At 63.4% G+C, this 12,431-nt stretch carries 10 protein-coding genes; 6 read left to right on the forward strand and 4 right to left on the reverse strand.

From position 1 onward, the window contains the following. The first annotated feature begins 228 nt into the window (after window positions 1-228). Both ACYG97_RS25860 and ACYG97_RS25865 read left to right on the forward strand, forming a co-directional pair. Window positions 229-1,281: a CobW family GTP-binding protein gene (locus tag ACYG97_RS25860; protein WP_023695947.1), complete on the forward strand. Its 1,053-nt coding sequence runs from the start codon at window positions 229-231 to the stop codon at window positions 1,279-1,281. A 248-nt stretch (window positions 1,282-1,529) separates the two neighbouring features. Further along, a complete protein-coding gene (locus ACYG97_RS25865) occupies window positions 1,530-2,504 on the forward strand; it encodes a WD40 repeat domain-containing protein (RefSeq protein ID WP_023732625.1) in 975 nt (324 codons plus the stop codon). 1 nt (window position 2,505) lies between these two features. On the opposite strand, the gene ACYG97_RS25870 is transcribed toward ACYG97_RS25865, so the two are convergent. Next, entirely contained in the window at window positions 2,506-2,958 is a 453-nt protein-coding gene (locus ACYG97_RS25870; RefSeq protein ID WP_023683507.1) for a hypothetical protein, read from the reverse strand. Window positions 2,959-3,113: 155 nt separating this feature from the next. Here ACYG97_RS25870 and ACYG97_RS25875 point away from each other — a divergent pair, with 155 nt between their 5' ends. The 4 genes from ACYG97_RS25875 to ACYG97_RS25890 all read left to right on the forward strand — a co-directional run bounded on the left by ACYG97_RS25875 (window position 3,114) and on the right by ACYG97_RS25890 (window position 8,744). Then, window positions 3,114-4,496, forward strand: coding sequence for an aspartate aminotransferase family protein (locus ACYG97_RS25875; protein WP_023732624.1), 1,383 nt, complete (start codon window positions 3,114-3,116; stop codon window positions 4,494-4,496). 35 nt (window positions 4,497-4,531) lie between these two features. Beyond that, window positions 4,532-5,917 carry a glutamine synthetase family protein gene (locus ACYG97_RS25880; protein WP_023732623.1) on the forward strand — a complete coding sequence of 462 codons (1,386 nt, stop codon included), beginning with the start codon at window positions 4,532-4,534 and terminating at the stop codon, window positions 5,915-5,917. Between the two features lie 119 nt (window positions 5,918-6,036). After that, a complete protein-coding gene (locus ACYG97_RS25885; RefSeq protein ID WP_023694722.1) occupies window positions 6,037-7,272 on the forward strand; it encodes a putative DNA modification/repair radical SAM protein in 1,236 nt (411 codons plus the stop codon). A gap of 2 nt (window positions 7,273-7,274) precedes the next feature. Next, the gene (locus ACYG97_RS25890; RefSeq protein ID WP_023732622.1) at window positions 7,275-8,744 is read left to right on the forward strand and encodes a UdgX family uracil-DNA binding protein; all 1,470 of its coding nucleotides are present in this window, start codon (window positions 7,275-7,277) and stop codon (window positions 8,742-8,744) included. 95 nt (window positions 8,745-8,839) lie between these two features. Here ACYG97_RS25890 and ACYG97_RS25895 read toward each other — a convergent pair whose 3' ends face one another. The 3 genes from ACYG97_RS25895 to guaD form a co-directional block, all read right to left on the reverse strand. Beyond that, entirely contained in the window at window positions 8,840-10,120 is a 1,281-nt protein-coding gene (locus ACYG97_RS25895) for a glycerate kinase type-2 family protein (RefSeq protein WP_023732621.1), read from the reverse strand. Between the two features lie 175 nt (window positions 10,121-10,295). Further along, on the reverse strand, window positions 10,296-10,802 hold the full coding sequence (locus tag ACYG97_RS25900) for a heme-degrading domain-containing protein (protein ID WP_023732620.1): 507 nt from the start codon (window positions 10,800-10,802) through the stop codon (window positions 10,296-10,298). Between the two features lie 312 nt (window positions 10,803-11,114). After that, window positions 11,115-12,431 carry a guanine deaminase gene (guaD, locus tag ACYG97_RS25905; protein ID WP_023711325.1) on the reverse strand — a complete coding sequence of 439 codons (1,317 nt, stop codon included), beginning with the start codon at window positions 12,429-12,431 and terminating at the stop codon, window positions 11,115-11,117.

The raw sequence follows: 12,431 nt of genomic DNA on the forward strand, positions 1-12,431 counted from the left end.
GACGCGGCGCGGCTCAGCACAGGTCAACGAAGAGGCGTTTCCGGCGACACGTTGATGGTCGGCATCCCTCGCACTCGGCCTCTCGGGTCTACCCATCCGCTTCGTCAATCCTGGGTCAAACACCCAGGCGGTTTGCCTCGTGCAAAAGGCCGGCACACATCCTATATCAGGCCAACAATCCCTTCTTGCGGCCCGCAATTCCGTGGCCCAGCCATTTCGAGGCAAGATATGAGCGAAGCACAGACGCAAATCCCAGTGACCGTTCTCACCGGCTATCTCGGCGCCGGCAAGACGACGCTGCTCAACCGCATCCTGTCGGAAAACCATGGCAAGCGTTATGCCGTCATCGTCAATGAATTCGGCGAGATCGGCATCGACAATGATTTGATCGTGGAATCCGACGAGGAAATCTACGAAATGAACAATGGCTGCGTCTGCTGCACGGTGCGCGGCGACCTGATCCGCGTCGTCGAAGGCCTGATGCGCCGTCCCGGCCGCTTCGACGCCATCGTCGTCGAGACCACCGGCCTCGCCGATCCTGTGCCGGTGGCGCAGACCTTCTTCATGGACGACGACGTGCGCTCCAAGACCAAACTCGACGCTGTCGTGGCCCTGGTCGACGCCAAGCACCTGCCGCTCAGGTTGAAGGATTCCAAGGAAGCCGAGGACCAGATCGCCTTCGCCGATGTTGTCGTGCTGAACAAGACCGATCTGGTGACGCCCGAAGAGCTGGCCAAGGTCGAAGCCACCATCCGCGCCATCAACCCGGCGGCCAGGATCCACCGCACCACGCGCGCCGGCGTGGCGCTGTCGGAAGTGCTCGACCGCGGCGCCTTCGACCTGTCGCGCGCATTGGAAAACGATCCGCATTTTCTCGAGGCGCACGATCATGATCACGACCACCATGATCACGACCACGATCACCACGACCATGATCACGACCATCATCATCACGATCACGCGCATCCCTCCGACATCCATGACGTGACCGTGCAGTCGGTGTCGCTGCGCGGCGGCGAGATGGACCCGAAGAAATTCTTCCCGTGGATCGAGAAGATCACTCAGATGGAAGGTCCCAACATCCTGCGGCTGAAAGGCATCATCGCGCTCGAGGGCGACGACGAGCGCTATGTCATCCAGGGCGTGCACATGATCATCGAAGGCGACCACCAGCGCGCCTGGAAAGACGGCGAAAAGCATGAGAGCCGGCTGGTGTTCATCGGCCGCGAGCTTGACGCCGAACGGCTGAAGAAGAGCTTTGACGCCTGCCAGGCGGCTTGATTTCCGGACTCTATGGCGCTAGCGCTGCCCGCTCTTCCTTCTCCCCTTGTGGGAGTAGGTGGCCTCGCGAAGCGAGGTCGGATGAGGGGTGCTCCAGCTCGGCACCGACGGCGATCCGTCCAACACCCCTCATCCGTCTCGGCGCTGCGCGCCGATCCACCTTCTCCCACAAAGGGGAAGGTTGACGCCAGGCCTGGCCGCCTCAGTGGCTTCCCGGGAGTGGTGACAGCTTCATTGGAATGGTCCTGATGCCCACAGTTGCTCCCCTCGACCTGGAAGGTCACTGCCTTGCCGCCGTCTTCCTCGACAACGTGCCGCATTTTGCGCTGGCCGATGGGACAGTTCATAGGCTCGACAACGGCCACAAGACAATTCAGGCCAATGACGGCCTGCTCTCCACGTTCCATGATGCCGCCAACGACCGCCTGATCACCGGCGGCGAGGACGGCAAGATTTTTGCCGTTGCCGCCGGCGGCAATGTCAGCGAACTCGCCAGCGCCGGCAAGAAGTGGATCACCAGCGTCGCCGCCGGGCCGCAAGGCGCTATCGCCTATGCCACAGGCAAGACTGCGTTCGTGCGCTTTGCCGACGGCAAGACCAAAGAGTTTGCCCATCCGCGTTCGGTCGAGGGGCTGGCCTTCTCCCCCAAGGGCATACGCTTCGGCGTCGCCCGCTACAATGGCGCGACGCTGCATTTCCCGGCCGCCGAGGGCAAGCCGGTGGAGCTGGAATGGGCCGGTGCCCATACCGGCGTCACCTTCTCGCCGGATGGCGCCTTCCTCGTCACCACCATGCAGGAAAACGCGCTGCATGGCTGGAAGCTCGCCGACGGCAAGCACATGCGCATGACCGGCTATCCCGGCAAGGTCAAGAGCCTGTCGTGGAGCGTGAAGGGCAAATGGCTGGCGAGTTCCGGCGCGCCGGCGGCGATCGTCTGGCCGTTTTCGGGCAAGGACGGCCCGATGGGCAAGGCGCCGCTGGAGCTCGGCACGCGCGGCAACGCCATGGTGACATCGGTTGCCTGCCATCCGAGCCAGGATGTCGTCGCCGTCGGCTATGATGACGGCATGGTCATGGCGGTGCGCTTTACCGATGCCAAAGAGGTGCTGTTGCGCCGCCCGGGCAAGGGCGCCATCACCGCGATGATGTGGGATAAGGAAGAGCGCCGGGTCGCCTTCGGCAGTGCCGCCGGCGACTGCGGCGTCATCGATATCTCGGCGTGACCTATTCGGCTCCGCACGACACCTTGCCGGTCAATTCTTTCGGCTTGCCGTCCTGTTCCGTGTCGGCGGCGTTGTCGTAGACGGCAAGCGTGTACCGGCCGTCATAGACGCCCTCGTCACTGGTCTTGGTCAGGATCGTCAGTTCGACAGAGTTGAATTTATCTCCGAGCTGATGCTCGTGGTAGACGTTCAGCCGCAACTCCTTGTCGTCCAGCCAGTACTGGGTGAGGTCGGAATCCTCGAAGACGGTCTTGCGCAGACTGTCGCCTTCCGGCCGGCCAAGTATCTCGAGATCGCCGCGAAAATTGAAGGTCGGGCCGCCCATACCTCTGGTGACCCCGGCGCCGACCTCGAATTGCACCGCTTTGTCATCGACGGAACACCAGACGCCGCCCGATGCGGAAGCCGCAGCGGCCGACAAGAGTAGCGCAATAGCGCAGATGATCGTCCGCATTTTTCTCCCCAAACCACAGACCCGATCGCATTGGCGCCCGACTGCGCCGGAAGGTCAAGTCTGCCGAACTTGCTGCTGACCCAATGCAGCGCACCAACACGGCCAATTGCGGTTGCCGTCGCCAATTGGGTAGTGTGCCGGCCGAGAGGGATTTCATGCACAGCACGAACAGTTCAAAGGCGTCCATCGGCGGTATCAGCCGTGACCGCATCGCTGCATTGCGCGATAGCGAGGCGAACACCTTCCGCAAAGCGCGGCCGAAATCGCAGGCCAAGGTCGGTAACGGCCTGCCAGGCTTCTTCGGCGGCGTGCCGATGCACTGGATGAACGACTGGCCGACGCCATTCCCGATCCTGGTCGACAGCGCCAAGGGCGCCACCATCACGGATATCGACGGCAACCGGCTCGACGATTTCTGCCTCGGTGACACCGGCTCGATGTTCGGCCATGCGCCGCCGCCGGTGGCGCGCGCCATCCGCCGCCAGGCCCGGCGCGGCCTGACCTATATGCTGCCTTCGGAAGATGCTCTGGCCATCGGGCCGCTGCTGCAAGAGCGTTTCGGTCTGCCGTTCTGGCAGATCGCCACCACCGCAACCGACGCCAACCGCTTCGCGCTGCGCGTCGCCCGCGCCGTCACCGGCCGCGAAAAGATCCTGGTCTTCAACGGCTGCTATCACGGCTCGGTCGACGAGACGATGGTCCGGATGGTCGACGGCAAGCCCGTGAATCGGCCGGGGCTGGCGGGTGAGTTTCGCGACCTGACCAAGATGGCGAAGGTCATCGAGTTCAACGATGTCGCCGCGCTGCAAGCAGCGCTCAAGGACACGGATGTCGCCTGCGTCATTGCTGAGCCGGTGCTGACAAATTCCTGCATGGTGCTGCCCGATCCGGGTTTTCACGACGCGTTGCGCAAACTGACGCGCGCGGCAGGAACGCTGCTTCTGATCGACGAGACGCACACCATTTCGACTGGACCCGGCGGCTACACCAGGAAATTCGGACTGCAGCCCGACCTGTTCGTGCTGGGCAAGCCGATCGCCGGCGGCGTCCCGGCAAGCGTGTGGGGCATGAGCGACGAGGTCGCCTCGCGCTATGCCGACTACAATCGAACCAAGGAGCCGGGCTATTCCGGCATGGGCACGACGCTGTCGGCGAACCCGCTGCAGTTCGCAGCCATGCGCGCAACGCTCGAAGAGGTGATGACGCAGGAGAATTATGCCCGGGCGGATCGCCTGGCCCTGCGGCTCGATGCAGGGCTGACCGGCGTCATCGATCGCTACAATCTGCCCTGGCATGTCGCCCGCGTCGGCGCCCGCGTCGAGTTCATCTGCGCCCCTGGCCCGCTCAGGAACGGCGCCGAAGCCGAGACTGCCCATGCGCCGGAGCTTGAGGCGGCTATCCATGTCGCGCTGGTCAACCAGGGCGTGCTGATCGCGCCCTTTCACAACATGATGCTGATCTCACCGGCCACCACCGGCGCCCAGGTCAACCGGCTGATCACCGCCTTCGCCACGGTTGCGGCAAGGCTGACGGCATGAGACAAGCTGCCAAGCCAAACTCGAGTACACTAATCATGACTTCACCTTCGGGCTCGACGCCCGCCGAGGCGCAAGCCTTTCTCGACGCCCATCCCGAAATCGAAGCCTTCGATATCGTCTTGACCGACGCCAACGGGGTCGGCCGCGGCAAGATCGTGCGCCGGCATGAGCTGAAAAGCATCTTCGAGGGCGGCCGTCACATGCCGATCTCGATCCTCGGCCTCGACATCACCGGCGAGGATGTTCACGAAACCGGGCTGATCTGGACGACCGGCGATGGCGACCTCAGGGCCTGGCCGATCCCCGGCACCCTGGTGCCGCTTTACGGCACGAACCCGCCGCGCGGCCAGTTGCTGATGGCGATGTACCATCTCGAGGGACAGCCTATGTCGTCGGACCCACGGCTGGCGCTGGCCAGGCAGGTCGACATCTTGGCGGCCAAGGGCCTCTATCCCGCCGGCGCCTTCGAACTCGAATTTTTCCTGCTTGCCAATCAGCGTGACGCCGACGGCAAGGTAAAGCCGGCGGACGCCGTGCTCGACGGCCGCCGCTCGGCCAAGACGGAAGTCTATTCCGTCGACCATCTGCACGGCATGGAGCCGCTGTTTTCCGACATCTATGCCGCGTCTAAGGCGCAAGGCATTCCGGCCGAAACGGTGATTTCCGAATACGCGCCCGGCCAGTACGAGCTGACGCTGAACTATCGCAAGGATGTCATGCGGGCGGCCGACGACCTCGTCATGTTGAAGCGGCTGGTGCGGGCGCAGGCGCGCCGCCATGGTGTCACCGCCTGCTTCATGGCCAAGCCGATCGAAAAATACGCCGGCTCCGGCATGCATTTCCATGTTTCGTTGCAGGACAAGAACGGCCGCAACGTTTTTGCCGAGGCTGGCGGCGAAAGCTGGTCGCTGCCGCTGCTGCAGGGGCTCGGCGGGCTGATCCAGACCATGGCCGAATCGATGCTGGTGTTTGCGCCGCACGCCAATTCCTGGCGGCGCTTCGTCTCGCAGTCCTATGCGCCGGTGGCGCCGACCTGGGGCGTCAACAACCGTTCGGTGGCGCTGCGCATCCCGGCGGGCGACGCCAAGAACCGGCGCATCGAGCACCGGCCGTCGGGTGTCGACGCCAATCCCTACCTGATCGCGGCAACGGTGCTGGCCGGCATCATCAAGGGTCTGGATGAAGGCCTCGACCCCGGCCCCGAAACCACTGGGAATGGCTATGAAGCCGCCATCACGCGCACGACCATGCCGGTCGACTGGCGCGCTGCGATCGAGGCGGCGCGGGCATCGAGCTTCCTGAAAGAGGCGCTTGGCGAGGATCTGCATCGCACCTTCGTGGCGATCAAGCAGTCGGAGTATCTGCGCGTCGCCCGCACCGTCAGCGAGCTGGATTACCACCTCTACCTCCACGAGGTCTGAGAGACCGCCTGGAACTCGGGCAGTCGTCCTGCTAGCCCGACGATCAGGCGGCGATTACTTTTTCGCCGCCTGCATCAAATGACGTGGCGCTGCAGCCTTCAAGAACATATCATGAACGGATGAGCGCACCCACCGTCCGTGAAAAGCTGGCAATCCTGTCTGACGCCGCCAAATACGATGCTTCCTGCGCCTCGTCCGGCTCGGCGAAGAAGGATTCGCTCCAATCCGGCGGTATCGGCTCCACAGAAGGCATGGGCATCTGCCATTCCTATGCGCCGGATGGCCGCTGCATTTCGCTCCTGAAAATCCTGCTCACCAATTTCTGCATTTACGATTGCAGCTACTGCATCAACCGCTCGTCATCGAATGTGCGCCGCGCCCGCTTTAGCATCGACGAGGTGGTGAAGCTGACCATGGATTTCTACCGGCGCAACTACATCGAGGGCCTCTTCCTGTCCTCAGGAGTCATCCGCTCCCCGGACGAGACCATGGCCGAAATGGTGGAAGTGGCGCGGCGGCTGCGGCTGGACGAAAAATTCTCCGGCTATATTCATCTGAAGACCATTCCGGAAAGCTCGGCCGAACTGGTCGAGCAGGCCGGGCTCTACGCCGATCGGCTGTCTATCAACGTCGAACTGCCGACCGATGAGGGCGTCAAGAAACTGGCGCCGGAGAAGAAGCCGGAAACGATCCGGCTTTCCATGGCGAACCTGCGCCGGAAGATGGAGGAAAAAGCCGAGCCGACGCTGAGGACCAAGAAGCGCGAACGCTTTGCGCCCGGAGGTCAATCGACGCAGATGATTGTCGGCGCCGACAAAACATCCGACGACGGCATTTTGCACACCAGCGCGCGGCTCTATGGCAGCTATCACCTGCGGCGCGTCTATTATTCCGCCTTCAGCCCGATCCCGGATTCGTCATCGTCGCTGCCGCTGCAAAAACCGCCGCTGATGCGCGAGCACCGGCTCTATCAGGCCGACTGGCTGATGCGTTTCTACGGCTTTTCGCAGCCGGAAATCCTCGCCGGCAGCAGCGACGGCATGCTCGATCTCGCCATTGACCCCAAGCTCGCCTGGGCTTTGCGCAATCGGGCGAGGTTTCCCGTCGACATCAACCGCGCCGACCGCGAAGCGCTGCTGCGGGTTCCGGGTCTGGGCACCAAGGTGGTGGCGAAGATCCTTGAAACCCGCCGCCACCGACGCATGCGGCTGGAAGATGTCGGACGGATCTGCCATTCGATCGCCAAGCTGAGGCCCTTCATCATCGCCGAAGGCTGGTCGCCGGGCGGACTCACCGACAAGACAGGCCTGCGCGACACGATCGTAAAGTCCTGCGAACAACTGTCGCTGTTTTGACCATGCAGCCGGCTCAGCTCGACCTTGCCCGATACACTGTCCGGCTAGCGAGCCAGACCGATTTCGCCGGTTGGCGCGATGCGGCACGGCGTCTGGCGCTGAATGAGGTCCGGCCTGAGGATATTAGTTGGGGTGTCGGGTCCGACGCCAATGATCCTCAAGATGCCTTGCCGGCGGTGCCAGAGGGCGCGCAGCTTACCGTCCCGCGCGAGTTCATCGCCCATGCCGAAACCGCCTTCTGCCACTCCGACCCCGGCCGGTTTGCCTTTCTCTACTGGATGCTTTGGCGCCTGCGCACCGAGCCGAAACTGCTGGCGATCGCATCCGATCCCGACACCAGGCGGCTCGAAGCCATGGAAAAGGCGGTGCGGCGCGACAGCCATAAGATGCATGCCTTCGTACGCTTCCGGAAGATCGGCGACGGCGAGAACGAGCGCTACGTCGCCTGGTTCGAGCCGGAGCATTTCATTGTCGAGCGCAACGCGGATTTCTTCGTCCGGCGGTTCACCGGCATGCGCTGGACCATCCTGACGCCCTATGCCTCCGCCGACTGGAACGGCGAAAGGCTGGCGATCGGGCCGGGTGCGGCCAAGGGCGATGCACCCGATCAGGACGACACCGAGGCGTTGTGGCTGACCTATTTCGAAAACATCTTCAACCCGGCGCGGCTCAAGGTGAAGGCGATGCAGAAGGAGATGCCGAAGAAATATTGGCGGAACCTTCCCGAGGCCTCGCTCATTCCAGATCTGATCGCAGGAGCGGACGAGGCCGCCAGGGATATGATTGCCAGACTGCCGACAACGCCGGCGCCGCACCACGCCAAGCTGCAGGCAAGACATTGGCCGAAGCCCGAGCCGGCCGAGGCGCCGGATGAAGACGATGCCAAGACGATTTCCGATTTGCGCGAGGCTGCAAAGGGTTGTCGTCGCTGCCCGCTCTGGCGCGACGCGACACAGACCGTGTTCGGCGAGGGGCCGGATGACGCCAAAGTGGTCTTCGTCGGCGAACAACCTGGCGATCAGGAAGATCTCGCCGGCAAACCTTTTGTCGGGCCAGCGGGCAAAGTGTTCGATGCGATTCTCGATGACGCAGGCGTCGACCGGCAAAAAGTCTACGTCACCAACGCCGTCAAGCACTTCAAGTTCGAGCCGCGCGGCAAGCGCCGCATCCACTCGAAGCCAAATACCGGCGAAGTCCAGGCCTGCCGCTGGTGGATCGGCCGGGAGCTTGAGCTGATCAAGCCGGACCTCGCCGTGGCGCTTGGGGCAACGGCGGCGTTGTCGCTGCTGGGCAAGGCCATTGCCGTGACGAAAATGCGCGGCCAGTTGATCGAACGCGAGGATGGCTTGCGCGTGTTCATCACCATCCACCCCTCCTTTATCCTGCGCATTCACGAGCCGACGGACAAGGAGGCTGAGCGCGAGCGGTTCCTAAAGGATATGAAAGAGGTGAAGCGGCTGATGGGGTCGTGAGATGAGCGAAAGCCGCAGCGACGAAGCTGAGTTGCTTCAGCCAATCACCTACGGTCGTGAATCCAACGTTGGAAACTTCGGCCGCCACGGCCGAATTAACTGATCAGGATTGCCCTCAGATCATTCACATTCGTACCCGTCGGCCCCGGCACGAACAGATCGCCGATCGCGTTGAACGCCGTCCAGGCATTGTTGCCGGCCAGCATCGCCTTGGCGTCGACGCCGGCGGCACGCATGCGCGAGACGGTCGAGCCATCGGCAAAGGCGCCGGCATTGTCTTCCGAGCCATCGATGCCGTCGGTATCGGCGGCCAGTGCATGAATACCTTCCGCGCCGCTGATGCCGATGGCAAAGGCGAGCAGGAATTCGGAGTTGCGGCCGCCCTTGCCCCTTTTTCCGTCAACAGGGGCCCGCAAGGTCACGGTCGTCTCGCCGCCGGACAGGATCAGCACCGGCTTTTTGAACGGCCGGTTGCGCGTCGCCACTTCGCGCGCAATGGCTGCATGCACGCCACCGACCTCGCGCGCCTCGCCCTCGATGGAATCGGAGAGGATGACGGCTTCGATGCCCTGCCGTTTTGCCTCAGCGGCTGCCGCTTCCAGCGACACGCCAGCCGAGGCGATCAGGTGCACTTCATTGCGTGAAAAGCGCTGGTCATCCAGATCTGGCGCATCGGCCTCTGGCGAGTTGATGTGCGCCATGACGGCGTCGGGCAGTTTCATGCCGTAGGCCGCTATCGAGGCCAGCGCATCGGCCCGGTTGCCGGAGTCGGGCACGGTCGGGCCGGAGGCCACCAGCGCCGGGTTGTCGCCGGGAATGTCAGAGACAACCAGTGATACCAGTCTGGCCGGCCAGGCGGCAGCTGCCAGCCGGCCGCCCTTGATGGTCGAGAGATGCTTGCGGATTGTGTTCATCGCCGCGATCGGCGCGCCGGAGGCAAGCAGCGCCTCGTTGACGGCGGTTTCATCGGCGAGCGTCAGGCCGGCGGCAGGCGACGGCAGCAGCGCCGATCCTCCGCCCGATATCAGCGCCACTACCAGGTCGTCCGCAGTCAGCCCTTGCACCTTTTCGAGCAGGCGCCGCGACGCCTCAAGACCGGCAGCGTCCGGCACCGGATGTGCCGCCTCGATGATTTCGATGCGCTCGCATTTGGCGCCATAGCCGTAGCGGGTGACGACCAGCCCTTCGATCGGCCCGTCCCACACCTTCTCGAATGCCGCCGCCATCTGCGCCGATCCCTTGCCGGCGCCAATGACAATGGTCCGCCCCTTCGGCCTGGCCGGCAGATGATCCCGGATGGTCCGTTCAGGATCGGCAGCGGCAACGGCGGCATTGAAGATCGAGATGAGAAAGGATTTTGGGTCGAGCACGGTCATAATTGGCCGCCATCCGCGGTTTGCGAGCTTCCGAAAAGCCGGCGCCGCCCCTCACCCTTACCCTCTCCCCGTATAGAGACGGGGAGAGGGGTTCGCCGGCGTTGGGGTGCTTCTCTTCTCCCCGTCACTATACGGGGAGAAGGTGCCGGCAGGCGGATGAGGGGCAGCGCTAGCGTCACGATTTATCTTCCGGCGGCAGCGCCAATTGTGTCCGATCAACGCCGAGATGATTGCACAGTGCATCGACGACGACGCCGTGGTCCTGGCGTTCCGGCAGGCCGGAGACGGCGATGACGCCGATCACGCCAGCCCCCTTTACAGTCACCGGAAACCCGCCGCCGGCCAGTACGTAATCAGCAATATCCAGCCCCTCGCCGACCTTGAAGGTGCGGTCCGGTCGCTGCTGTTCCAGCACCAGGCGATAGGTGCTCCTGAGGTAGCGCTTGACCACATTGATCTTGCGTCGTGCCCAGTCGGGGTTGGAGGCGTTTGAACCGGGCATCGCGGCATAAAACAGCGGCCGATCCCACAGCCTGATATCGACAATGATGGGCAGCTTTTCGGCCAGCGCCCGCTCGCGGATCGCCGCGCCGACCTTGAAGGCGACGGCCTCGTCGAAGGCCGGGAAGACCAGCGTCTCTTCCTGTTTCTGGATCAGAGCGATGTCGTCTGCGGCGGCCATTTTTGTTCTCCGAAATCGTCACAAATCGTGTGTACGACAAGCTCCGCCCGGTCAAGGTCTCGTCGCGGTGGTGGTCTTGCCCCGCCAGGGTCGCCCCCCACTCCGTCGAGCTTCTCTCGACACCTCTCCCCCGATCGACGGGGTAGAGGAAGGGCGCAAAGCTGTCCGAACCGGCGCCCGTCCTCCGAAGCAAAGGCTCCCTTCCTCTCCCTCCGGAGGGGGGAGAGTTGGCGCCGCGAAGCGGCGACGGAGTGGGGGAACCTCTTGGCAACCAGGCGCAATCATCATCTTGTCCCGCGCGGATGATGAGTCCTAACCCGCGATCATATCACTCTTGGCTGGCCGCCCCGCAACATAGACCTCGCGCACCGCGCGGTCGTCGCCCAATGTCTGCAGCAGGAACAACTCCTCCGCCAGCGTCTCCGCAGTCTCCATCCTCAGCCGCATCGCCGGCGTGGCGCGGGCGTCGAGCACGGTGATGTCGGCATCGGTGCCTTCATCCAGCGTGCCGACCTTGTCCGCCATAGACAGCGCCTCGGCATTGCCACGTGTTAATTGCCAGAAGGACTGGAACGGGTTCAGCTTTTCGCCAGTCAGCGCGATCACCTTGTAGCCCTCGTCCATGGTGCGCAGCATCGAATAGTTGGTGCCGCCGCCGACATCGCTGGCCGCGGCGATGCGCAGCGGCTTGTCGCGGCCCCGAAAGCGCTGGTAATCGAACAGGCCAGAGCCGAGGAACAGGTTCGAGGTCGGGCAGAACACCGCCACCGAGCCGCTGTCCGACAGCGCATCGGCCTCGCGTTCCGAGAGATGGATGCAGTGGCCGAACAGGCTCTTTGGCCCCAGCAGGCCATACTGCTCGTAGACATCGGTGTAGTCGCGCGCCTGCGGATAGAGTTTTTGCGTGAAGGCGATTTCGGCGTGGTTTTCCGACAGATGCGTCTGCATATGCAGATCGGGATGCTCGCGGCAGAGCGCGCCCGACATCTCCAACTGTTCGGGCGAAGAGGTGATGGCGAAGCGCGGCGTGATCGCATAAAGCTGGCGGCCCTTGCCGTGCCATTCCGCAATCAGTGCCTTCGTATCGTCATAGCCGGATTGCGGCGTGTCGAGCACGCCTGCCGGCGCGTTTCGATCCATCATCACCTTGCCGGCAATGTTGAGCATGCCGCGCGCATGCGATTCGGCAAAGAACGCTTCGGCAGACGCCTTGTGCACCGAGCAGTAGGCGGCGACCGTCGTCGTGCCGTGGCGCACCATCTCGTCCAGGAACAGCCGGGCGATGCGGCGGCCATGCTGAGCGTTGGCGAATTTGGTCTCTTCGGGAAAGGTGTAGGTGTTCAGCCAGTCGAGCAGTTCGGCGCCGTAGGAGGCAATGACCTGCATCTGCGGAAAATGCGCATGCGCATCGATGAAGCCGGGCAGCAGCAGATGCGGCCGATGATCGATCTTTTTCGCACCGTCGCCCGCTTGCTTTTCGACTTCCGTGTAGCTGCCTACGGCAACGATCCGGCCGTCGCGGATCAGCAGGCCGCCATCCTCCTCATAGCGCCAGGCGGCATGGTCGTCGATGGCTTCGGGCCAGCGCAAAAAACTTAGGGTGCGGCCGCGCAGAAGTGTGGAGGTCAT

The sequence above is a fragment of the Mesorhizobium sp. W067 genome (assembly GCF_054719525.1).